The sequence below is a fragment of the Bradyrhizobium viridifuturi genome, assembly GCF_001238275.1.
Classification (GTDB): domain Bacteria; phylum Pseudomonadota; class Alphaproteobacteria; order Rhizobiales; family Xanthobacteraceae; genus Bradyrhizobium; species Bradyrhizobium viridifuturi.
Genome location: NZ_LGTB01000006.1, coordinates 184196 through 207806 on the forward strand (window position 1 = coordinate 184196; position 23611 = coordinate 207806).

The 23611-nt window shown below is 64.1% G+C and carries 14 protein-coding genes and 4 pseudogenes; 6 read left to right on the forward strand and 12 right to left on the reverse strand.

Translation table 11 applies throughout. From position 1 onward, the window contains the following. Positions 1-39: 39 nt before the first annotated feature. From ALC15_RS07905 to ALC15_RS07940, 8 genes and pseudogenes are all read right to left on the reverse strand, one after another. Entirely contained in the window at positions 40-843 is an 804-nt protein-coding gene (locus tag ALC15_RS07905) for a Cof-type HAD-IIB family hydrolase (RefSeq protein WP_050626741.1), read from the reverse strand. Further along, positions 840-1328, reverse strand: coding sequence for a gluconokinase (locus tag ALC15_RS46000; RefSeq protein WP_050626770.1), 489 nt, complete (start codon positions 1326-1328; stop codon positions 840-842). Before ALC15_RS46000 ends, ALC15_RS07905 begins: the two co-directional genes overlap by 4 nt. Before the next feature lie 54 nt (positions 1329-1382). After that, positions 1383-2135, reverse strand: a complete 753-nt coding sequence (gene pgl / locus ALC15_RS46005; RefSeq protein ID WP_050626742.1) for a 6-phosphogluconolactonase — start codon at positions 2133-2135, stop codon at positions 1383-1385. A 2-nt stretch (positions 2136-2137) separates the two neighbouring features. Further along, positions 2138-3630: pseudogene (gene zwf / locus ALC15_RS07920) on the reverse strand (glucose-6-phosphate dehydrogenase). Positions 3631-3803: 173 nt separating this feature from the next. Next, entirely contained in the window at positions 3804-4787 is a 984-nt protein-coding gene (gene gnd / locus ALC15_RS07925; protein ID WP_050626743.1) for a phosphogluconate dehydrogenase (NAD(+)-dependent, decarboxylating), read from the reverse strand. 12 nt (positions 4788-4799) lie between these two features. Beyond that, on the reverse strand, positions 4800-7646 hold the full coding sequence (locus ALC15_RS07930; protein ID WP_050626744.1) for a bifunctional transaldolase/phosoglucose isomerase: 2847 nt from the start codon (positions 7644-7646) through the stop codon (positions 4800-4802). 215 nt (positions 7647-7861) lie between these two features. Then, on the reverse strand, positions 7862-8308 hold the full coding sequence (locus ALC15_RS07935; RefSeq protein ID WP_050626745.1) for a DsrE family protein: 447 nt from the start codon (positions 8306-8308) through the stop codon (positions 7862-7864). 38 nt (positions 8309-8346) lie between these two features. Next, positions 8347-8964, reverse strand: a complete 618-nt coding sequence (locus ALC15_RS07940; RefSeq protein WP_050626746.1) for a hypothetical protein — start codon at positions 8962-8964, stop codon at positions 8347-8349. Between the two features lie 508 nt (positions 8965-9472). Between ALC15_RS07940 and ALC15_RS07945 the strand changes: the two genes are divergently transcribed. The 5 genes and pseudogenes from ALC15_RS07945 (at position 9473) to ALC15_RS07965 (ending at position 16653) form a co-directional block, all read left to right on the forward strand. Beyond that, positions 9473-11416: a PrkA family serine protein kinase gene (locus tag ALC15_RS07945; RefSeq protein ID WP_021080883.1), complete on the forward strand. Its 1944-nt coding sequence runs from the start codon at positions 9473-9475 to the stop codon at positions 11414-11416. Between the two features lie 111 nt (positions 11417-11527). After that, positions 11528-12799, forward strand: a complete 1272-nt coding sequence (locus ALC15_RS07950) for a YeaH/YhbH family protein (protein WP_050626747.1) — start codon at positions 11528-11530, stop codon at positions 12797-12799. A gap of 3 nt (positions 12800-12802) precedes the next feature. After that, positions 12803-14346 (forward strand): annotated as a pseudogene (locus ALC15_RS07955) (SpoVR family protein). A 254-nt stretch (positions 14347-14600) separates the two neighbouring features. Continuing rightward, a complete protein-coding gene (locus ALC15_RS07960) occupies positions 14601-15791 on the forward strand; it encodes an ABC transporter substrate-binding protein (RefSeq protein ID WP_050626771.1) in 1191 nt (396 codons plus the stop codon). Positions 15792-16098: 307 nt separating this feature from the next. Beyond that, a complete protein-coding gene (locus ALC15_RS07965; protein ID WP_050626748.1) occupies positions 16099-16653 on the forward strand; it encodes an STM3941 family protein in 555 nt (184 codons plus the stop codon). On the opposite strand, the gene ALC15_RS07970 is transcribed toward ALC15_RS07965, so the two are convergent. The 4 genes and pseudogenes from ALC15_RS07970 to ALC15_RS07985 form a co-directional block, all read right to left on the reverse strand. Further along, on the reverse strand, positions 16645-17700 hold the full coding sequence (locus ALC15_RS07970) for a 2-oxoacid:ferredoxin oxidoreductase subunit beta (RefSeq protein WP_050422489.1): 1056 nt from the start codon (positions 17698-17700) through the stop codon (positions 16645-16647). The two genes, ALC15_RS07965 and ALC15_RS07970, sit on opposite strands and share 9 nt — an antisense overlap. Further along, positions 17697-19543, reverse strand: a pseudogene (locus ALC15_RS07975) (2-oxoacid:acceptor oxidoreductase subunit alpha). The gene ALC15_RS07970 and the pseudogene ALC15_RS07975 overlap by 4 nt, the downstream one beginning before the upstream one ends. Beyond that, positions 19513-21312: an FAD-dependent oxidoreductase gene (locus ALC15_RS07980; RefSeq protein WP_050626749.1), complete on the reverse strand. Its 1800-nt coding sequence runs from the start codon at positions 21310-21312 to the stop codon at positions 19513-19515. Before ALC15_RS07980 ends, ALC15_RS07975 begins: the two are co-directional and overlap by 31 nt. 241 nt (positions 21313-21553) lie before the next feature. After that, a complete protein-coding gene (locus tag ALC15_RS07985) occupies positions 21554-22225 on the reverse strand; it encodes a DUF4286 family protein (RefSeq protein ID WP_050626750.1) in 672 nt (223 codons plus the stop codon). A gap of 196 nt (positions 22226-22421) precedes the next feature. Between ALC15_RS07985 and ALC15_RS07990 the strand changes: the two are divergent. Continuing rightward, positions 22422-23611 (forward strand): annotated as a pseudogene (locus ALC15_RS07990) (caspase family protein); the annotation flags it as partial.

The window sequence follows — 23611 nt, forward strand, 5'->3', positions numbered from 1 at the left end:
CGCGTTCGATCGTGCGGAGCGGGTGATCGTCCGGGCGCTTCAGCGAAGCTCCAGCACCGCGTCCATCGCGCGTGCGAAACCGTCGCGCTCGTTGGTTTCGGTGACATGCGTGGCGCGCGCCTTCACGTCATCGCTGGCATTGCCCATCGCGAACGAGACGCCGCTTCGTGCGAACATCGGCAGGTCGTTCTGCATGTCGCCGATCGTGGCGACATTCTCCAGCGGCACGCCAAGGCGCTTGGCGATGCCCTCGACGAAGGTGCCCTTGTCGTGGCCGGGCGGGGTGACGTCGAGATAATAGGTCTGCGAGCGCACCGCGGTCGCATCATGGCCGACCATCTGCTGCATCTCCGCTTCGCAGCGTTGCAGCAGAGGCGCATCCGAGCTGGCACCGACGATCTTGCAGGCCTGGTCGAGATAGGGCGCGAAGTCATCGACGATGGTCGGATCGTGCTTGATCGCGCGCTTCTCATGCGCGTTGTACTCGCCGTCCGGATTGCGCGTCAGCCAGCGGTCGTTGGTGAACAGCCAGATGTCGATGCCGCGCTCGCGCAGCAGATCGATGCTGCGCTTAGCGATCGCCGCGGGGATCAAACTCTGTTCGAGCGGCTTCAACTGCGGATCGACGATCGAAGAGCCGTTGAACGCGCCGATCGGCAGCGTGATTTCGAGCGGCGCGAGCAGGAAGCCCATGCCGATCGTCGGCCGGCTGGAGACGATGGTGAAGCCGACGCCCGCTTCATGCAGCTTGCGCACCGCAGCCCTGGCGCCGTCGGTCAGGGTCTTGTCCTTGGTGAGCAGCGTGCCGTCGACGTCGGACACGACAAGAGCGATGCGGTTCATGGGCGGTCCAGCTTCAGTTGATTGACGATGTCTTCGATGATGGTGTCGACGGAGCGGTCGATCGCAACCGTGATCGGGCGTTCGTCCGGGGTCGGCGGCTCCAGCGTCTTGAACTGGCTGGCGAGCAGTCCCGGCGGCATGAAATGGTCCTTGCGCGCGGCCAGCCGCGACGCGATCAGCTCCTGCGTGCCGTCGAGGAAGACGATCCGGATATCGTCGCGGCCATGCACCAGGATGTCGCGATAGCTGCGCTTCAGCGCGGAGCAGGCGATCACGGCGCGTTCGCCGACGCCGCAGGTGCGGTCGATCTCGGCGGCGATCGCACGCAGCCAGGGCCAGCGATCCTCGTCGGTGAGCGGCTGGCCGGAATGCATCTTCGCGACATTGCTCGGCGGATGAAAGCTGTCGCCATCCTCGAAGCGCCAGCCGATCCTGATCGCGAGGCGATCGGCGATGGTGCTCTTGCCCGAGCCGGAGACACCCATGACGACCAGCGCGCAGGGGTTTTGCCCGTCACCCAAGGAAGTCACCCAGGAAAGTCATCCACCAAAATCCTCCGGCAGCGCGGCCTTGTCGATCAGCCAGACGGTTTCGCCCAGCGATCGCGCGCGGTTTGCCGGCAGGTTCTCGCCTGCGAACAGGCGCGTCAAGATCGCACGCTTGTTTTCACCTGCCACCTCGAACAGCATCTCGCGGCAGGAGGCGAGGGCGGGCAGCGTCAAGGAGACGCGCGGCACGAACGGCTCGACATTGGCCTTGGGCACCCCAACCACCCAGCGCCGGGTTTCATCGACCGCGGGATAGCCGGGAAACAGCGAGGCGGTGTGGCCATCGGGCCCGATGCCCATCAGCACCAGGTCGAACAGCGGCCGCTGCGGGTCGAGCTGCTCGGCGCCGTAGAACGCCATCAGCTCGTTCTCGTACAGCGCCGCGCTGACGTCGGGATCCCTGAGGTCGGCGGTGTCGGTTGCGATCGGGTGGACATTGGCAGCCGGGGCGCAGCGGTCGAGGAAGGCCTGGCGCGCCATGCTCATGTTGTGCAGCTTGTCCTTGCGCGGCACCAGGCGCTCATCGCCGATGAACCAGTCGATGCGGTCCCACGGGATCAGGTGGCGATAGTCCGGCGTCGCCAGCAACTGGTAGAGCGCCTTCGGACTGGAGCCGCCGGTGAGGCAGACCGCGATCCGGCCGGGATTTCCGGCGATGCGCGCGATCACCCGTTCGGCGGCGGTCTTCGCCAGCGCCGCCGGATCGGCGACCGTGATGATCTTGCGCTCGCCGCTCGTCGTCATGGTCAGCCCAGCTTCCGCCAGCTGCGGCCGTCGCGCGTCAGCAGCGCGTTGGCGGCCTCCGGGCCTTCGCTGCCGGCCTTGTAGGGTTGCAGGCCGCGCCCGCCGGCGCTCTTCCAGGCATCGATGAAGGGCTGCACCGCCTGCCATCCGGCCTCGACGCTGTCGGCGCGCTGGAACAAGAGATTGTCGCCGATCATGCAGTCATAGATCAGCGTCTCGTAACCGGTCGACGGCTCGGCCTTGAAGTAGTCCTTGTAGCGGAACTTCATCTCGACGCCGTCGATGTTGATCGCCGGGCCCGCACCTTGGTGTTGAACTGCAGCTCGATGCCTTCGGTCGGCTCGGTCGAGATCACCAGGTAATTCTGCGACAGGCGGTCGACCGCGGTGTCGCGGAACATCGCGAACGGCGCCTGCTTGAACTTGATCGCGATCTCGGTGCGTTTGGTGGTCAGCGCCTTGCCGGTGCGCAGGTAGAACGGCACGCCGGCCCAGCGCCAATTGTCGATGGTCAGCTTCAGCGCGGCATAGGTCTCGGTCGAGCTGTCGGGCCTGACGTCCGGTGTCTTCAGATAATCCTCGATCTCGGTGTCGCCGATCCGGCCGGTGCGATACTGGCCGCGCACCGAGTTGGACAGCGCTTCCTGCTCGCTCTGGATCTGGATCGCGCTCAGCACCTCGGCCTTCTCCGAGCGCACCGCATGGGCGTCGAAACGCGCCGGCGGCTCCATCGTCACCAGCGACAGCAGCTGGAACAGATGGTTCGGCACCATGTCGCGCAGCGCGCCGGTTGCGTCATAGAAGCTGCCGCGATGGCCGACGCCGAGCTTCTCATCGACGGTGATCTGGATGTGGTCGATGTGGTTGCGATTCCAGATCGGCTCGAACATGCCGTTGGCGAAGCGCAGCACCAGGATGTTCTGGACGGTTTCCTTGCCGAGGTAATGGTCGATCCGGTAGATCTGATGCTCGTCCATCAGTTTCAGCAGCGCGGAATTCAGCGCCCGGGCCGACGCCAGGTCGGTGCCGAACGGCTTTTCGATGATCAGCCGCCGCCAGGCGCCGTTCTCCTCCAGCATGCCGGTGCGTCCGAGCTGCTCGCTGATCGGCAGGAAGGCGCTCGGCGGGGTCGCAAGATAGAACAGCCGGTTGCCGCCGGTGCCGCGCGCCTTCTCCAGCTTGTCGAGCCGCTCGTTCATGGCATCGAACGAAGCCGGATCGCGCGGATCGGCTTCGACCGAGGTGACGCATTCGAACAGCCGCTTGGCGACCGCCTCGTCCACCGGTCGGGTTGCGAACTTGCGTAGCCCCTGCATCAGGCTGTCGCTGAGCTGCTCGCTCGACATGCCCTTGCGGACGATGCCGACGACGCAGAACTTGTCAGGCAGAAGGTTGCCGGCGGCGAGATTGTAGAGCGCCGGGACGACCAGCCGGTGGGTCAGATCACCGGTGGCGCCGAAGATGATGAAGGAGCAAGGATCGGGTTTCTTCTGCACGTGACCTTCCGTGGTTATCTCTAGATCGTGATGCGTTTCCACGGAAACGCATCATGATCCGATCTCCTTGTTTGAGCATGATCTTTTCGGAAAACCGGTTTCCACTTTTCCGGATCATGCTCCAGGCGCGTTTTCTTCACGCGCACCGGTACCCACTTCGCTCGAAAACGCTTCTAAGCCTTCTTCGGCGGCTCCTTGTGGCCGCCGAAACCTGCGCGCATCGCCGAGAGGATCTTCTCCGCGAAGGTGTGATCCTTGCGCGAGCGGAAGCGGGTGTAGAGCGCGGCCGTCAGCACCTCGGCCGGCACCGCCTCGTCGACCGCGGCATTGACGGTCCACCGGCCCTCGCCGGAATCCTCGACAAAGCCGGAGTAATTGTCGAGCGTGTGGTTCTGCGCCAGCGCCGAGGCGGTGAGGTCGAGCAGCCAGGACGGGATCACGCTGCCGCGCCGCCAGACTTCCGCGATGTCGGCGATGTCGAGATCGAAGCGGTGATCAGGCGGCAGCGCATCGATGTTGGCGTTCTTCAGGATGTCGAAGCCCTCGGCATAGGCCTGCATCAGGCCGTATTCGATGCCGTTGTGGATCATCTTGACGAAATGCCCGGCGCCGATGGGGCCGGCGTGGATGTAGCCCTGCTCGATGCGCGGGTCGCGGCCCTCGCGTCCCTCGGTGCGCGGGATGTCGCCGACGCCGGGGGCCAGCGTCTTGAAGATCGGGTCGAGCCGGTCGACGACGGGCTTGTCGCCGCCGATCATCATGCAGTAGCCGCGCTCGATGCCCCAGATACCGCCGCTGGTCCCGACATCGACGTAATGCAGTCCGCGCTCCCGCAGGGCCTTGCCGCGGCGGACGTCGTCCTGCCAGAAGGTGTTGCCGCCGTCGATGATGACGTCGCCGGGCTGCATCAGCTTCGACAGCGCCTCGATGGTGGCTTCGGTGATCTTGCCGGCCGGCAGCATCACCCAGGCGGTGCGCGGCGCTTCCAGCTTGAGGACGAAATCCTCCAGCGACGTGGACCCCGTCGCATTGTCCGCAACGAGCGCGGCGACCGCCTTGGGGTCCTTGTCGTAGACCACGGTGGTGTGGCCGTTGCTCATCAGGCGGCGGACGATGTTGCCACCCATCCGCCCGAGGCCGATCATGCCGAGTTGCATCGCGCGCCTCCGTCAGTTCAGTGCGGCCGAGATCGCGGCGTCGAGTGCCGCAAGCCCGGAGTTGAGGTCGCCCTTGAGATGCACGCGCAGCGCCCGCCGGCCGCGCTCGGTGAGCACGTCGAAATCGCCGCGCGCCTGCGCCGCCTTGATGACGCCGAAGCTCGCCTTCTGGCCGGGCACCGCCAGGTCCTGGCTATCGTCGGTCGTGACCTGCAGGAACACGCCGCTGTCGGGGCCGCCCTTGTAGGCCTGGCCGGTCGAGTGCAGGAAGCGCGGGCCGAACTCGGCGCAGGTCGCAAGGTGCTTCGCATCGCGCAGCTTCAGCCGCATCGCCTGCATCGCGTCGGTGGTGTCGCCGTCGCGCTCGATATAGGCGAGCAGGGCGACATAGTCGCCGCGGCCGGAGCGCGACAGGTGCGCCTTGATCCAGGAGTTGAGATCGCCGTTGGCGCCGGCCTTGCGCAGCTCCTCGGCGTTCTGGGTATCGGTGTAGAGCTCGACCCCATCGGCCGACACCACCGGCTGCTCGGCCGGCAGTGATCCGGTCTTCTCGAACGCCGCCGTCAGCTCGCGGGTCTTGATCTTGGCGGCCTCGACGTCGGGCTGGTTGAACGGATTGATGCCGAGGATCGAGCCCGCCACCGCGGTTGCGATCTCGAAGCGGAAGAACTCCTGACCGATATGGTCGATCGATTTCATCACGATCCGGACCACCGGATGGCCGGCGGCCTCCAGCGCCGCGAGCTTCGCTTCATGCGCGGCGTCGTGCTCGCGTTCGGTGCGAAGGTCGATGAAGAAACGGTCGTTGCCGTACACTGCCGCATCGCCGATCGTTTCCCCCTCGATCGGGATCAGGCCCTTGCCGTCCTTGCCGGTCGATTCCGCGATCAGCTGCTCAGCCCAGGCGCCGAAATCGGCGACGTCGGGCGAGGCGAAGATCGTGACCTTGTCGCGGCCTTCGAGCCCGGCGATACCCATCGCCAGCCCGAGCTGGACACCCGGGTTTTCCTGCGGCGGCACGTCGGCGCCGCAGGAGCGCACCATCGAGAGCGTATGGCCGAGCAGGCTGCGGACGTCGATGCCCGCGGCCGCCGCCGGCACCAGGCCGAACGGCGACAGCACGGAATAGCGGCCGCCGATCGCGGGATCGCCGTAGAAGATCCGGGCAAAGCCCTGCTTGATCGCGACCTTCTGCAGCGAGGAGCCCGGATCGGTCACCGCGATGAAGCGGTGGCCGGCCTTGTCCTTGCCGATCGCCTTGGCGACCCGGTCGAAGAAATAGTCCTTCATCACGTTCGGTTCGGTGGTGCCGCCGGACTTGGAGGACACGATGAACAGCGTCTTGGCGATGTCGACATACTCCTCCATCGCGCGCACCTGCGCCGGATCGGTGGAATCGAGCACGTGCAGCCGCGGGAAGCCGGATTTGTGCGAGAAGGTCTGCGCCAGCACCTCCGGCCCGAGGCTCGACCCGCCCATGCCGAGCACGACGGCGTCGGTGAAGTTCTGGCCCTTCACGCGCTTGGCGAAATCCTCATAGTCGGCGACATCAGCGGTTGCGGCGCTGGTCAGCCAGCCCAGCCATTTGTCCTCGTCATCGCCGGTCCAGACCGACTTGTCCTTGTGCCAGAGCCTGCGGATCTTGGCCGAGGCGCGCCATTCCTCGGTGCTCTTCTCGACTGCCTTCTCGATGGTGGCACCCAGCGCCAGCTTCTGATGGTCGATGCCGCCGCCGAGCGAGGTGGCGCGCTTGTGGGCGACCGCACCGTACAGCTTGTCGGCCGCGTCGGCGAACAGCTTGACGCCGTCCTTGACCAGCTCCTCGGTGATCGCATCGAGCGAGATGCCGGACTTCTCCAGCTCCTCCAGCACGCGGCGGGCGTCCGCGACATTCTCCTCGAGGCTGTCGCGGACCTTGCCGTGGTCGCGGAAGGCATCGAGCGTCGCCGGCGGCACGGTGTTGACGGTGTCGGGGCCGATCAGCTCCTCGACATAGAGCACGTCGCTATAGTCCTTGTTCTTGGTGCCGGTGGATGCCCACAGCAGCCGCTGCGGCTTGGCGCCCTTGGTCGCGAGCTTGTCCCAGCGCGCGCCCGAGAACAGCCGCTTGTAGTCCTGGTAGGCGAGTTTTGCGTTGGCGATCGCGACCTTGCCCTTCAGCGCGGTAAGCCGCTCCTTCTCGGAAGGGTCGTTGGCGCGCGCGATCTTCTCGTCGAGCTGCTTGTCGACCGCGCTGTCGATGCGGCTGACGAAGAAGCTCGCGACGCTGGCGACATGGGAGGGATCGCCGCCCTTGGCGACGTACTTCTCCAGGCCCTTGAGATAGGCCGCGGCGACCTGGCGGTAGACCTCCTGCGAGAACAGCAGCGTGATGTTGATGCTGATGCCTTCGCCGATCAGATGCTCGATCGCCGGCAATCCCTCCGGCGTCGCCGGCACCTTGACCATCAGGTTCTTGCGATGGACGTCCTTCCAGAGCCGCTCGGCCTCCACGATCGTGCCCCTGGTGTCCATCGCGAGATAGGGCGACACTTCGAGGCTGACGAAGCCGTCGCCGCCGTGGCTTTGGTCGTAGACCGGGCGGAGCACGTCAGCGGCATGCTGGATGTCCACCACGGCAAGGTGCTCGAACAGGTCGGCGACCGAGCGGTCGCCCTTCTTGAGCGCCTGGCCGATCGCCCCGTCATACTCGTCCGAAGAACCGATCGCCTTCTCGAAGATCGAGGGGTTGGACGTCACGCCTTTGACCCCGTCGGTCTCGATCAGCCGCTTCAGGTCGCCCTTGGCGACGAAGCCGCGGGCAAGGAAGTCCAGCCAGACGGCCTGGCGGTGATTTTCGAGTGCTTTGACGGGGTTCATGGGTGCCTGTTCTCGTTCGATCGAGGGTCGATTTTTGGGTTCCCGGGCAGCTTTCGGGGACGGCGGAGGATTGTCAACATGGGGTGGAGCCCGGGCGGAATATCAGCATTCCCAAGGGATAACGCCATTCACAACCGTTCGATCCCCTCGGACGCGTCCCGAGCAGACCCTGATCTCGGCACATTTTTATGACGCGTTGCGGCGCACGCCGCAGGTCAGGGCCGCAGGTAGAGGTAACCCTGGGATTGCAGCTCGGCGAGGCGCACGACGCCGCCGCGCTCGGCGGCGACGAAGCCGGGCAGCAGGTCCTTCAGGCCGATGTTCTGCGATTTCATGGTGTTGCCGCAGGCGGCGAGCTCGATTCCGTCCTTGGTGAACTGTCCGACATGCTTTGACAGGTCCGGATTGGCCGCCGCCGAATGAAACGCCTTCAGCGCCTGGCCATGCACCACGAGCGCGATCGTGACATTGCCGGGGCCGCCGACGCCGTCGAGATGGTTCTGGATGTTGCCGATCACGAAACCGACCTTGTCGAGGTCGTCGAGGTGATAGACCACCTTCAGCTTCTGCGGCGGCGTTTCGGACGCGGCGTTCGCGGGTGACGCCGCGAAGGCGGCACTGAGCGCCGAGAGCGTGCCCAAAAGGATGCTGCGTCGGTGCATGGCGTCCCTCGCGCAATTATTGTTGACGGGCAAGCCTATCACTTGTGGCGGAGTGCGGCGAGTTCCTTGCGGTCGGTCACAAGTTCGGCGCATTCGCCGACGTCCGCGCGATCGAGGCGAAAGATCTTGTCGTCGGCGCCGGCGAGCAGCTCTTCGCTCGCGTCATCGTCGGGCTTGTTGCGATTCCACATCCTGATGCTGGCGAGGCGTGCGATCGCGGATTTGTCGTCCTTCGACAGCGCCACGCTGATGCCGCCGCCTTCACAATCGACCCCGCATTCGAAGCGGATCTCGTGTCCGGATTCGGCCGCGACCGCGTGGTTGCAGTAGCCGCTGGAGTCGAAATTGCCGGAGCGGTGGCGGTAGGTGACGCCGAGGCGGAAGGAGTAGTTGGTGGTCTTGTCCTCCGGCGCGTCTTCGGCCGACACCAGCAGCTTCATGGCGCTGACCTTCTGTTTCGGATGCTGCGCCAGATGATTTGCATCGTAGCGACGCACGAAGCAGGCATAGGCTTTCGCCCCTGGCGGGCCCGCGAACATCCTGTTGTCGAAGGCGGCCGCCGTGGCCTTGTCGACCTCTTCTTGCGCCTGGACGGCTGACGACGCGCCGGCGCAGGCAGCGACGGCAAGTGCGACAACAAGGAGCGTCTGCTTCATGTCAGCCTCGGGAATAGCCTGCGCCTCCAAGGTGTCATCTGTACAGCGCGGCAATGGTGCCGCGCGGAACTGCGCGGGCTCGTTGCCTTAGTCGCGGCGACAAGGAGGCACGTTCAAGGGCTTCTGAATGTTTGTTCATGCGAATCTGTGACGTGCACATCTTGACGCCAAGGCTGGACAGCCACACGTTTTCGGGGAGCCCAACGTTCATCTCCGGACGGGGGAGTTGCCCCGTTCGGACGTCCACCTCGGAAGCCTGGGCCCCGGTAAACCACGGATGTGGCTGAGGAGTTACAACCGTTAAAAACAGGCTACCAACGGGGGATATTGATGAACCATTAAGCTTCCTGCCTGTTGATAAGGCAGAGGCTGCACGCGCCGTGCATTGCCGAAGTGAGTCGGTCGAGTGTCCAATGGACCCAGCGTGCCGACGCTGATTCGATCCTAGGACGCTCTGGTTACGACTCGTGTCAGTCGTGCGGCGATACATATCGTGGAGATAGGGATCATGTACAACGATTCTTTGTTCAACGCCTTCGCAAGGTCGTTTGAAGCGCGAAGCCAGACCGACATGTCGATGGCCGAGTATCTGGAGTCGTGTCGAAGTGATCCGATGCGATACGCCAATGCGGCCGAGCGGTTATTAGCGGCAATCGGTGAGCCCCAGATGATCGACACGGCCAAGGACCCACGCCTTGGCCGTATCTTTTTGAACCGTACGATCAGGTCGTATCCGGCCTTCGCCGGCTTCTACGGCATGGAAGACACGATCGAGCGCCTGGTCGGCTTCTTCCGCCACGCCGCGCAGGGCCTCGAAGAGCGTAAGCAGATCCTCTATCTGCTCGGACCGGTCGGCGGCGGCAAGTCATCGCTCGCCGAGCGCATCAAGGCGCTGATGGAAATCCATCCGATCTACGTGCTGAAGGCGGGTGACGAGCTGTCGCCGGTGTTCGAGAGCCCGCTCGGGCTGTTCGACCCCGAGCAGCTCGGGCCGATGATCGAGGAGAAGTACGGCATTCCGCGCCGCCGGCTGAGCGGGCTGATGTCGCCCTGGGCCTACAAGCGGCTCGAGGCCTTCGGCGGCGACATCTCGCAATTCCGCGTCGCGCGCATCCAGCCCTCGCGGCTGCGCCAGATCGCGGTCGCCAAGACCGAGCCCGGTGACGAGAACAACCAGGACATCTCCTCGCTGGTCGGCAAGGTCGACATCCGCAAGCTCGAGACCTACGCCCAGAACGACCCCGACGCCTACAGCTACTCCGGCGGGCTCAACCGCGCCAACCAGGGCGTGCTCGAGTTCGTCGAAATGTTCAAGGCGCCGATCAAGATGCTGCACCCGCTGCTGACCGCGACGCAGGAGGGCAACTACATCGGCACCGAGAACATCGGTGCGATCCCGTTCACCGGCATCATCCTCGCGCACTCCAACGAAGCCGAGTGGCAGAGCTTCAAGACCAACAAGAACAACGAGGCCTTCATCGACCGCATCTGCGTCATCAAGGTCCCGTACTGCCTGCGGGTCACCGAGGAGCAGAAGATCTACGAGAAGCTGATCCAGGGCTCCGAGCTCGCCGCCGCGCCCTGCGCACCGGCAACGCTGGAAACGCTGGCCCGCTTCTCGGTGATGTCGCGCCTGCGCAAGCACGAGAACTCGACGCTGTTCGGCAAGATGCGGGTCTATGACGGCGAGAGCCTGAAGGAATCCGATCCGAAGGCGCGCAGCGTGCAGGAGTACAAGGACGCCGCGGGCGTCGACGAGGGCATGGACGGCGTCTCCACGCGCTTTGCCTTCAAGGTGCTGGCCTCGACCTTCAACCACGACACCACGGAGGTCGGCGCCGACGCGGTGCACCTGATGTACGTGCTGGAGATGGCGATCCGCCGCGAGCAGCTGCCTGACGAGACCGAGAAACGCTATCTCGAATTCATCAAGGCCGACCTTGCGCCGCGTTACGCCGAGTTCATCGGCAACGAGATCCAGAAGGCCTATCTGGAATCCTATGCCGACTACGGCCAGAACCTGTTCGACCGCTATGTCGATTACGCCGATGCCTGGATCGAGGATCAGGACTTCAAGGATCCCGACACCGGCCAGCTGATGAACCGGGAGCTTTTGAATCAAGAGTTGACCAAGATCGAGAAGCCGGCCGGCATCGCCAACCCGAAGGACTTCCGCAACGAGGTCGTCAAGTTCTCGCTGCGTTCGCGGGCGCACAATGGCGGCAAGAACCCGAGCTGGACCTCCTACGAAAAGGTTCGCGACGTGATCGAGAAGCGGATATTCTCGCAGGTCGAGGATCTGCTTCCGGTCATCTCGTTCGGCTCCAAGAAGGACGGCGAGACCGAGAAGAAGCACGGCGAGTTCGTCGAGCGGATGGTGGAGCGCGGGTATACCGAGCGCCAGGTCCGCCGGCTCGTCGAGTGGTACATGCGCGTGAAGCAAGCAGGCTAGTGCACGATCCGGAAAGCCGGCAGCGGCTTTCCGTCTCGTCCGGTTCCGTCCAATAAGAATGCGATGCGACTATGATGATCGCATCCGGCGCGAGGCAGATGCAAAGTGGTCATGCACATCGTCGATCGGCGGTTGAATCCGGGTAGCAAGAGCCTGGAGAACCGCCAGCGGTTCCTGCGGCGCGCCAAGGCGCTGGTGCAGGGGGCCGTCAAGAAGTCGTCACAGGACCGGGACATCAAGGATGTCCTGGAGGGTGGGGAAGTTACCATCCCGCTGGACGGCATGGATGAGCCGCGGTTCCGGCGTGAGGGCGGCACGCGCGACATGGTGCTGCCCGGCAACAAGAAGTTCGTCGAGGGCGACTGGCTGCAGCGCCCGAACCAGAGCGGCGGCAAGGGCTCCGGCGCAGGCGAGGGCGACAGCGAGGACGCCTTCCGCTTCGTGCTGAGCCGCGAGGAGTTCGTCGACCTCTTCCTCGACGATCTCGAACTGCCTGACCTCGCCAAGCGCAAGCTCGCGGAAACCGAGAGCGAAGGCATCCAGCGCGCCGGCTATGCGACCTCGGGCTCGCCCGCCAACATTTCGATCAGCCGCACGGTGAGCCGGGCGCTGGCGCGCCGCGTGGCGCTGCGCCGGCCGCGCAAGGACGAGATCGAGGTGCTCGAGGCCGAGCTTGCGGAATGCGAAGACGATACGCGCCGCCGCGAGCTGCTGGCCCAGCTCGAAGCGCTGAAGGCCAAGGCCAAGCGGATTCCCTTCATCGACCCGATCGACATCCGCTACCGTCGCTTCGAGACGGTGCCGAAGCCGGTGGCGCAGGCCGTGATGTTCTGCCTGATGGACGTCTCGGGCTCGATGTCCGAGCACATGAAGGACCTGGCGAAGCGGTTCTACATGCTGCTCTACGTCTTCCTGAAGCGGCGCTACAAGCACGTCGAGATCGTGTTCATCCGGCACACCGACCGCGCCGAGGAGGTGGACGAGGATACGTTCTTCCATGGGCCGGCATCCGGCGGCACGCTGGTGTCGAGCGCGCTGGTTGCGATGAACGATATCGTCCGCACCCGCTTCCGTCCGTCCGACTGGAACATCTATGCGGCGCAGGCCTCGGACGGCGATAACATGACGTCCGACAGCGGGCTGACCGGGCATCTGTTGACCGACAAGATCCTGCCGGTCTGCCAGTTCTTCGCCTATCTCGAGGTCGGCGAGGCCGCCAACTACACCTTCGACATGCCGGACTCCTCGCTCTGGACGCTCTATGAGCGTCTGCGCAACGACGGCGCGCCGCTGTCGATGCGCAAGGTGAGTGAGCGCGGCGAGATCTTCCCGGTGTTCCAGGACCTGTTCAAGCGCCGCACCACCAGTCAGGAAAGGGTTTAGTTGATGGGATCTTCCGGCGAACGGCTGTTCGAGGGCGCCGACTGGGATTTCCAGACGCTGCAGCGGATTCACGACGCCTGCGAGGAGGTCGCGCGCAAGGAGCTCGGGCTCGACGTCTATCCCAACCAGATCGAGGTGATCACCGCCGAGCAGATGCTCGACGCCTATTCCTCGGTCGGCATGCCGCTGTTCTACAAGCACTGGTCGTTCGGCAAGCAGTTCGCCTTCCAGGAAGCGTCCTATCGCAAGGGCCTGATGGGCCTCGCCTATGAGATCGTGATCAACTCCTCGCCGTGCATCTCCTATCTGATGGAGGAGAACACCGCGACGATGCAGACGCTGGTGATCGCGCACGCGGCGTTCGGGCACAATCACTTCTTCAAGAACAACTATCTGTTCAAGCAGTGGACCGACGCCGACGGCATCCTCGACTATCTCGAATTCGCCAAGGGCTACATCGCCGCCTGCGAGGACCGCCACGGCCGCGAGACGGTGGAGCGGACGCTCGATGCGGCGCATGCGCTGATGTCGCATGGCGTCGACCGCTATCCCGGCAAGAAGACGCTCGACCTGCGCGCCGAGGAGAAGCGTGCTGGCGAGCGCCGCCAGCACGAGGAGGCCGTGTTCAACGATCTGTGGCGGACGGTGCCGAACACCAAGGCCAAGACCAAGGCCGCGCTGTCCGCCGAGCGCCGCCGCGCGCTGCTCGGCCTGCCGCAGGAGAACATCCTCTACTTCCTGGAGAAGACCGCGCCGCGCCTTGCGCCCTGGCAGCGCGAGCTCATTCGCATCGTTCGCCACATCGCGCAGTATTTCTACCCGCAGGGACAGACCAAGGTGATGAACGAGGGCACCGCGACCTACGTCCATTACCGCATCATGAGCCGGCTGCATCAACAGGGCCGGATCACCGACGGCAATTTCCTCGAATTCCTGCAGTCGCACACCAACGTGGTGTTCCAGCCCGAGTTCGACGACCGCCGCTATTCCGGCTTCAACCCTTATGCGCTCGGCTTCGCCATGATGCAGGACATCGAGCGGATCGTGAAGAATCCGGAGGACGAGGACCGCGACTGGTTCCCCGATATTGCCGGCAAGGGCGACGTCGAGGGCGTGCTGCGTGAGATCTGGAGCAACTACCGCGACGAGAGCTTCATCAACCAGTTCCTCAGCCCGGCGCTGATCCGGCGCTTCCGCATGTTCCATCTGCACGACGATCCCGCCGAAAGCCAGGGGATCAAGGTCGATGCGATCCATGACGAGCGCGGCTACCGCCGCGTGCGCCGCGAGCTGGCGCGGCAATACGACGTCGGCTTCGTCGACGCCAATATCGAGGTCATGGATGTCGATCTCGACGGCGATCGCCGCCTGATGCTGCGTCACACCACCGTGAAGGGCGCGCAGCTCAACGAGACCGACACGCGGCGCGTGCTGCAGCATCTCGCGACCTGTGGTCCTACGACGTTGCACTGACCGAAGTCGACGGCACCGACAAGGTGCTGAAGGAATACGTCGTCAGCCCGCGCGCAGCGGCGGTCGCGGCCTGAGCATGGCGCTCATGCAGCGACAAGCGAGTTGACCGCTGCGTGGAATGCACGTCTCGCTCGGTGGACCTTCATTTCTATCGAAGGCCCACATCATGAACATCCCGGCAACATTTTCGGATTTGAAGCCGCATCACGTTCCGCGCGCGAACGTGATTGCCGGCTTGCGGAAATTTCGCTGCAGCCTTGGTGATTGCCTGCGCGGGCGCGATTGATAAGGTGCGCCGCGTCAAGAAAACCAAGAAAAGGATATGCTCTTGTCAACTCGCTCCCGCCTGGCGGCCCTTCTCGCCGTCACCGCGCTCACGGCTGCGTCGATCTCGTCATCCATTGCAGCCAATTCCGCGATCAAGATTGGAAATACTGCGCCCTATAGCGGCCCGGCGTCCGCCTACGGCACCATCGCACGCGCCGAAGCCGCATACTTCCAGATGCTCAACGATCAGGGCGGCATCAACGGCCGCAAGATCGAGTTCGAGAGTCTCGACGATGCCTATTCGCCGTCGAAGACGGTGGAGCAGACCCGCAAGCTGGTCGAGCAGGACGAGGTGCTCGCGATCTTCAGCGCGGTCGGTACCGCGCCGAACATCTCGGTGCAGAAGTACCTGAACATCAAGAAAGTGCCCCAGCTGTTCGTGTCGTCAGGCGCGACGCGCTGGAACGACCCGAAGCAGTTCCCGTGGACGGTCGGCTTCAATCCGACCTATGAGCTCGAAGGCAGGCTCTATGCGAAGTACATCCTGAAGACCAAGCCGGACGCGAAGATCGCGGTCATCACGCCGAACGAGGACGCCGGCAAGGACTATCTCAGGGGCTTCAAGGACGGGCTGGGCGAGCATGTCGGCCAGATCGTCGCCGAGACCACCTACCTCACGACGGACCCGACCATCGATTCCCAGATGGTGACGATGCGCGAGTCCGGCGCGGACGTGTTCTTCGCCGAGGCGACGCCGAAATTCGCCGCGCAAGCGCTGCGCAAGGCGGCGAGCATGGGCTGGAAGCCGTTGACCATCCTGCCGACCGTCTCCAACTCGGTCTCCGCGGTGCTGGAGCCGGCCGGACTCGAAAACGTCATCGGTGTCGTGACCGGTCTCTATCTGAAGGACCCGACCGATCCGCGCTGGGCCGACGATGCGGGGCAGCAGGAGTTCTCGGCCTGGATGAAGAAGTACCAGCCCAATGCGAGCCCGGGCGATCTGTTCAACGTGCAGGGCTACACGGTCGCACAGGTCATGACGGCGGTGCTGAAGAACTGCAACGGCGACTACAGCCGCGACAACATCATCAAGCAGGCGAGCAATCTGAAGGCGCTGGAATTGCCGATGCTGCTGCCGGGCATCAAGGTGCAGACCGAGCCCGACAATGTGACACCGATCCGCCAGATCCAGATGGCGCGGTTCGACGGCAAGTCCTGGGCGCTGTTCGGCGACGTGCTGAGCGACAAGTAGCGGTCACCAACTCCGCTGTCGTCCCGGCCTGGTGCGCAATTGCACACGGGAGCCGGGACCCATACGCCGTGGCTTCTGTTGGGAACGGGACTCGTCGTTCCAGCGTAGCTCGACAATCTGCATCGGTGGTTATGGGTCCCTGCGTTCGCAGGGAGACACGGAGTTTGCGATGCCGATCCGCCAGATCCGGATGGCGCGGTGATGCCGGACGGGGACATTTCGACCAAGCGTCGAAATGCGATCTTAACGTATGCCGGGTAAGTGCTGAGGTCGATAACTCCTGGTTGTCGATAATGCGATCCGAGCAATGCGGCCTGGCCAAGACCTTCCCGACGTCGAGATCGGCATTTCCTTTTGGAAAGCGCTGGGTCTGTTGGTCGTCTGCGCCGTGTTTTGGCTGGGGAGCGCCGCCATCTTGTTCGGCTGGATTCCAGGCAAAGCGCCTAACACCAGCTTCATCGGCTATGTCCTCTTTATGATCACCGGCGTCGGCGCCTGCTTGTGTACATCGCAGTTGTTGTCGCCCAACAGGACCGTCATTGTCATCAACCGGTACGGCGTCCGCGACCTCAGAACATCGCTCAATCTCATCCCCTGGCAATCGGTGGAGTCGATCGATATCTGCCGATCCACCCACGAGACTTGTGTGGTCCTGAAATTGACTCCCGCCGCGAGCGAGCGATTTGCCACGATGGCCGCAGCGCGTGGATTGCTGGCGATAAGTAAAGTATGCGGGCTGGACGGAATCCCAATCAGTGCGACCACGCTCACGGTCAGCCCCGGCGCATTGCTCAAGATCTGCAACACTTACCTCGCTGCCGCGCGCGGCAGCGAGCCAGGACAGGTCGTTCCCTCAGCGTAGGCTGGCGTTGATCTTGTCCAGCACGGCCGAGCCGGGGCATAGCGCCTGCTCGTCCATGGTGTTGAGCGGCGTCTCGACGGTGTCGAGATGGGTGTGCAGATCCTCGGCGTCCGGATCGACATAGAGCAGACCGGTGACGATCTGGCCCTTGGCCGCGTGCTTCTGCAGGAAGGTCATCGCGCCCAGCCGATCGTGCGGATCGTAGTCGGCGTCGAGCTTGCGCAGCGCAAGGCGCGAACCGTCATGCTGCTCGACCACCTGCACGGTGCCGGGCGCATAGTCGACGCTGATCGGCTCGCGGCCGACCAGCACGTCTAGCCGGTTCACCGCGTCATTGTGTTCGCGGACATAGTCAAAACTCTTGGTCGAGCCGGCGTGGTTGTTGAAGGCTATGCAGGGGCTGATCACGTCGATGAAGGATGCGCCCTTGTGGCGGATCGCAGCTGCAATCAAGGGAACCAATTGCGTCTTGTCGCCGGAGAAAGAGCGCGCGACGAAGGTGGCCCCTAACTGCAGCGCGATCGCGACCAGGTCGATCGCGTTGTCGGTGTTGGTGACGCCCTTCTTGGACTTCGAGCCGCGGTCGGCGGTCGCCGAGAACTGGCCCTTGGTCAGGCCGTACACGCCGTTGTTCTCGACGATGTAGGTCATGTTGACGGCGCGCCGGATCGAATGCGCGAACTGGCCGAAGCCGATCGATGCGGAATCGCCGTCGCCGGAGACGCCGAGATAGATCAGGTCGCGGTTGGCGAGGTTGGCGCCGGTCAGCACCGACGGCATGCGGCCGTGCACCGAGTTGAAGCCGTGCGAATTGCCGAGGAAATAGTCCGGGGTCTTCGACGAGCAGCCGATGCCGGAAATCTTCGCCACCCGGTGCGGCTCGATCGAGAGCTCGTAGCAGGCCTCGATGATCGATGCGGTGATCGAATCGTGGCCGCAGCCGGCGCACAGCGTCGAGATCTTGCCCTCGTAGTCGCGATGGGTATAGCCCAGCTCGTTCTTCTTCAGGCCGGGATGATGAAACTTCGGCTTTGCAATGTAGGTCATGTCACGGCCTTGCGGAGAGGGGTCACCTTGAGGTGGTCCTGGTGGTCGCCGATCGCGTTGGCGATGAAACGCGCGGTGATCGGCGTGCCGTCATAGTGCAGGATCGGCACCAGGCGGACGGGGTCGATGCCGTTCTCGTTGACGATCAGCTGGCGCAGCTGCGCGTCGCGATTCTGCTCCACGACGTAGACGAAGTCGTGGTCGGCGATGAAGCTCGCGACGCTGGAGTGGAACGGGAAGGCACGGATGCGCATGCGGTCGAGCTGATGGCCGCGCGCCTCCAGGATCCCGATTGCCTCGTCCATCGCCGGCGAGGTCGAGCCGAAATACAGCACGCCGTATTTGGTCGGCTTCGCCGCATTGGCCTGTAGCGGCCGCGGCACCATGTCCTGCGCGGTCTCGAACTTGCGCACCAGGCGCTGCATGTTGTCGGCGTAGACGGCGCCCTCCTCGGAGTAGCGCGCGTAGCGGTCGCGCGAGGTGCCGCGGGTGAAATAGGAGCCCTTGGTCGGATGGGTGCCGGGATAGGTGCGATAGGGGATGCCGTCGCCGTCGACGTCGAGATAGCGGCCGAAGTCGCGGCCTTCCTCGAGCATCTCCGCCGTCATCACCTTGCCGCGGTCGTATTGCTTGGCGTCGTCCCACTTCAGCGGGCGGCACAGCCGGTGGTTCATGCCGATGTCGAGATCGAGCATCAGGAAAATCGTGGTCTGCAGCCGCTCGGCGAGGTCGAAGGCTGCGGCGGCGAACTCGAATGCCTCCGCCGGATCCTCCGGGAATAGCAGCACGTGCTTGGTGTCACCGTGCGAGGCATAGGCGCAGGCGATCACGTCGCATTGCTGGGTGCGGGTCGGCATGCCCGTCGAGGGGCCGGCGCGCTGGATGTTCATGATCACGGCCGGGATTTCGGCGAAATAGGACAGGCCGATGAACTCGGTCATCAGCGAGATGCCCGGACCCGAGGTCGCGGTGAAGGCCCGCGCGCCGTTCCAGGAGGCGCCGATCACGATGCCGATCGAGGCGAGCTCGTCCTCGCCCTGCACAATGGCGTACTTCGCCTTGCCGGTCTCGGGATCGTGGCGATACTTCTTGCAGTGGCTGGTGAAGGCTTCCGCCACCGACGATGACGGCGTGATCGGATACCAGGCGCACACGGTGGCGCCGCCATAGACGGCGCCGAGCGCGGCAGCGCTGTTGCCTTCGATGAAGATGCGGTCACCGACCTTGTCGGACTTCTTCACCCGCAGCCCGAGCGGGCATTTCAGGTTCTGCAGCGCCCAGTCGCGGCCGAGATGCAGCGCATGGACGTTGGAGGAGAGCAGCTTCTCCTTGCCCTTGTATTGCTCGCCGATCAGCTGCTCGACCACCTTGGGATCAAGGTCGAGCAGGGCGCAGAGCGCGCCGAGATAGATGATGTTCTTGAACAGCTGGCGCTGCCTGGGATCGGTGTAGGTCGAGTTGGTGATCGCCGTCAGCGGCACGCCGATGACGGTGATGTCCTCGCGGAATTTCGACGACGGCATCGGCTTGGTCGAATCGTAGAACAGATAGCCGCCGGGCTCGATCGAGGCGACGTCCTTGTCCCAGGTCTGCGGATTCATCGCCACCATCATGTCGACGCCGCCGCGGGCGCGAGATGGCCGTCCTCGGTGACGCGCACCTCGTACCAGGTCGGCAGGCCCTGGATGTTGGACGGGAAGATGTTGCGCGGGCTGACCGGCACGCCGTGGCGCAGGATCGAGCGCGCGAACAGTTCGTTCGCGGAAGCCGAGCCCGAACCGTTGACGTTGGCGAAGCGGACGACGAAGTCGTTTACGCTGCTGATCGGGCTTTGGACTGACATGTTGATCCCGCTTGAACCATATCGATGAGGTACTTCTGCATGTCCCAGGCGCCGGTCGGGCAGCGCTCGGCACACAGTCCGCAATGCAGGCAGACGTCTTCGTCCTTCACCATGACGCGGCCGGTCTTGAGGTCGCCGGAGACGTAAAGCGCCTGGTCGTGATGCGGCGAGGGCGCTTTCAGCCGCTGCCGCAAATCATCCTCTTCGCCGTTCTCGGTGAAGCTGATGCAGTCCATCGGACAGATATCGACGCAGGCATCGCATTCGATGCAGAGCGGCGCGGCGAACACCGTCTGCACGTCACAATTCAGGCAGCGTTGCGCTTCGCCGAGCGCGAGCTTGAGGTCGTAACCGAGCTCGACCTCGGCGCGGATGTCCTTCAGTGCGACCACCTTGTCGCGATGCGGCACCTTGAAGCGCTTGTCGGCGGAGATGTCGTTGTCGTAGCTCCACTCGTGGATGCCCATCTTCTGCGAGGAGACGTGCACCTCCGGCAGCGGGCGCTCGTTGATGTCTTCGCCGGACAGCATCTTGTGAATGGAGAGCGCGGCGTCATGGCCGTGCGCCACCGCCCAGATGATGTTCTTGGGCCCGAACGCCGCGTCGCCGCCGAAGAACACCTTCGGATTGGTCGAGACGAACGTCTTGGGGTCGACCTTCGGCATGTGCCACTTGTCGAATTCGATGCCGCAATCGGCTTCGATCCAGGGGAACGCGTTCTCCTGGCCGACCGCAACGAGCACATCGTCGCAGGGAATCGTTTCGTCCGGCTCGCCCGATGGCACCAGGTTGCGGCGGCCCTTGTCGTCGTATTCGGCCCGCACCTTCTGGAAGATGACGCCGATCAGCTTGCCGGCGACATGCTTGAACGCCACCGGCACCATGTAGTTGAGGATCGGGATGTCCTCGTGGATGGCGTCTTCCTTCTCCCACGGCGAGGCCTTCATTTCCTCGAAGCCGGAGCGGACCACTACCTTGACGCTTTCGCCGCCGAGGCGGCGCGCGGTGCGGCAGCAATCCATCGCGGTGTTGCCGCCGCCGAGCACGATGACGCGGCGGCCGATCTTGTCGACATGGCCGAACGACACGTTGGCGAGCCACTCGATGCCGATATGGATGTTGGCGCCGGCCTCATTGCGGCCGGGAATGTCGAGCTCGCGGCCGCGCGGCGCGCCGCTTCCGACGAAGATCGCGTCGTAGTTCTCGGAGAGCAGTTGCTTCAGGCTGTCGACGCGCTGGCCGCCCTTGAACTCGACACCGAGGTTGAGGATGTAATCGGTCTCCTCGTCGATCACGCTGTCGGGCAGGCGGAATTTCGGAATCTGGCTGCGCATCATGCCGCCAGCCTTGGGATCGCCGTCGAACACGGTGCAGTGATAGCCGAGCGGCGCGAGATCGCGCGCCACCGCAAGCGAGGCGGGGCCGCCGCCGACCAACGCGATGCGCTTGCCGTTCTTCGGCCCCGGCTTCGGCAGCCGATGCTTGATGTCGTCCTTGAAGTCGGCAGCGACGCGCTTCAGGCGGCAGATCGCGACCGGATTGTCCTCGACCCGGCCGCGGCGGCACGCCGGCTCGCACGGACGGTCACAGGTGCGCCCGAGAATCCCGGGGAACACGTTGGACTTCCAATTGATCATGTAGGCGTCGCTGTAACGCCCCTCAGCAATCAACCGGATGTACTCGGGAACAGGGGTGTGTGCGGGACAGGCCCATTGGCAATCGACTACTTTATGAAAGTAATCCGGCGCCGAGATATCAGTCGGTTTCATTCCTACCTTTGACCCGCGCGAAAATGCCTACCCGCGCGGCCTTATCGTTGACGACGAACGCTCACGTGGCGTTGTTCTGGTTTTTGAATTGGATCATAGGTTTATCTTATTAGAGGCGTTCCAGAGAAGGCAAAGGCTAAATTGTCCGATCATCCGCTTTCGCGCGGCTGATACGCGTGTAGCGTTAATCTCGATTGCGTTATGCGGCGGTGCAGCATGTACGCACTGCCAATCCGCGTTGCTATCCGCGCGGAAGATCGCTCTTCACGATATCCCACAGCAATCGATAGACGCCGCTGGTGACCACCAGCGGCTTCAAGGCTGCGTTGCCGGTGATGACTGCCGCGGCCGCAGGGACCGCGCCGACATCGGTGGCATCGATCAAGACGAACCAGTCGCCCGCGCCGGGATCGGCTTTGTCGGCGTCCGGTGTGAGCGGCTTCGACAGTACGGGATCGTTCTCCAGGAGGTGCATCGAGATGATGCCGTCGCGCGCGGCAGGATCGAGTTGCTCCCGCAACGCAGCGCGGAGCCTGTCCGCTCCTTCGGCCGGCGGACGGAGGCGGATGATGCCGAGCGCGGCGCCTCGGCCGACGCCGCGGCTGATCGTGATGCGCGCCACCCCGCGGATCATGTTCTGGAAGCGCGCGATGTTGGTCTTCGACCAGTCGGTCTGGTTGGCGAGCGCCTTGCGGTAGGCCGGGCTCTCGAGCACGTCGAAGGTCGTGGTGGAGTAGAGGCTGAGATATTTCGGCTTGCCGTCATGGGCGACGTAGCGGCGGGCCTCCGCGAATCCCTCGATGGCGACACGTTCTTCGAGATGCTCGCGGTCGTACCAGCGGTTGAATTCAGCTTCGTGTAAGCTGTCGATATCCATCGAGGTCAGCAGCATGCCTTGTCCGGCGATTGGCATCGGGTGCTCCTTCTTTGCCTTGTTTTATCTGTACAATATCGCCGACCGGTGCGGGCCGGGGAAGCCGGTTCCGAGGTGCCCGAGACCGTGCAGACCAAGGATTGCCACAATTGCCGCAATCCTGTTCAGCGCGCATTCACGGAAGTAGCATTTCCATCCGTTACGCCAACTCCAGAGAAGAAAAGGGACGACCACTATGGCGCGCATTCTGTGGGCATTGATCGTGGGTCTGGTGTCGCTCGCGTCACTTCCCGTCCATGCGGAGGATCAGGAAAAGCGTCTCGCGCTCGTGGTCGGCAACGGCGCCTATCAGGCCGGCGCGCTGCAGACCGCCGCGAACGATGCCGGGTTGGTAGCGCAGACGTTGCAGGCCGCCGGCTTCGATGTGATCGGGGCGCGCGATCTCGATAGCGAGACGCTGCGCAAGTCGTTCCGCGATTTCATCCAGAAGGTGCAGGACGCGGGCCCCAACGCCGTCGCGTTCGTGTATCTCGCCGGTTATGGCGTGCAGCTCACCGGCGAGAACTATTTCGTGCCGGTCGACGCCAAGATTGCCCGCGACACCGACGTGCCGGTCGAGGCGATCCGCATCTCCGACTACAGCCATCAACTCTCGGCACTGCCGATCAAGGCCGGCGTGATCGTGCTCGATGCAGCGCGCAGCAATTCCTTTGCCAAGGACGGCCAGCCGCTGGCCGGCGGCCTCGCGCTGGTCGATCCCGACCCGAAGATGCTGATCGCCTTCAACTCCGCACCCGGCACCGTCGCCCCCGACGCGCGCCGCCCTACGGGCCCTATGCGCAGGCGCTGGCGGAAATGATCCGCGCCGGCGGCCTGACCTTGCCCGAAGTGTTCGACCGCGTTCGCCTGCGCGTCAACGAAATGACCAAGGGCGCCGAGATCCCGTGGAATGCGCAGAAGGTCGACTCGCCCTTCATGTTCTTCGAGCGCAAGCCGGATGCGCCGCCGCAGCAGGTCGATGCCGGACTGCGCACCAAGCCGATCCGCGATTTCCCGGCGCAGGATGCCTATGCGGCGGCGCTGGAGCGCGACACGCTGCAAGGCTACGAGGATTACCTGCAGGCCTATCCGACCGATCCGCTGGCCAAGCGGGTGCGCGCGATCGTGGCGGCGCGGCGCGAGGCGATCACCTGGCGGCGCACCTACAACGCCGACACGCCCGACGCGTATTGGTCGTATCTGCGACGCTACCCGCGCGGGCCGCATGCCTACGATGCTCGCCGCCGGCTCGCCTACCTGTCGGCCGCGCTCGAGCCGCCGCCGCAGTTTACGGCGCTCGACTACGACGTGCCGCCGCCGCCGCCCGACGAGATCGTCTATGTCGACCGTCCGGTGCTCTATTACAGCGATCCGGTGTTCGCCTTC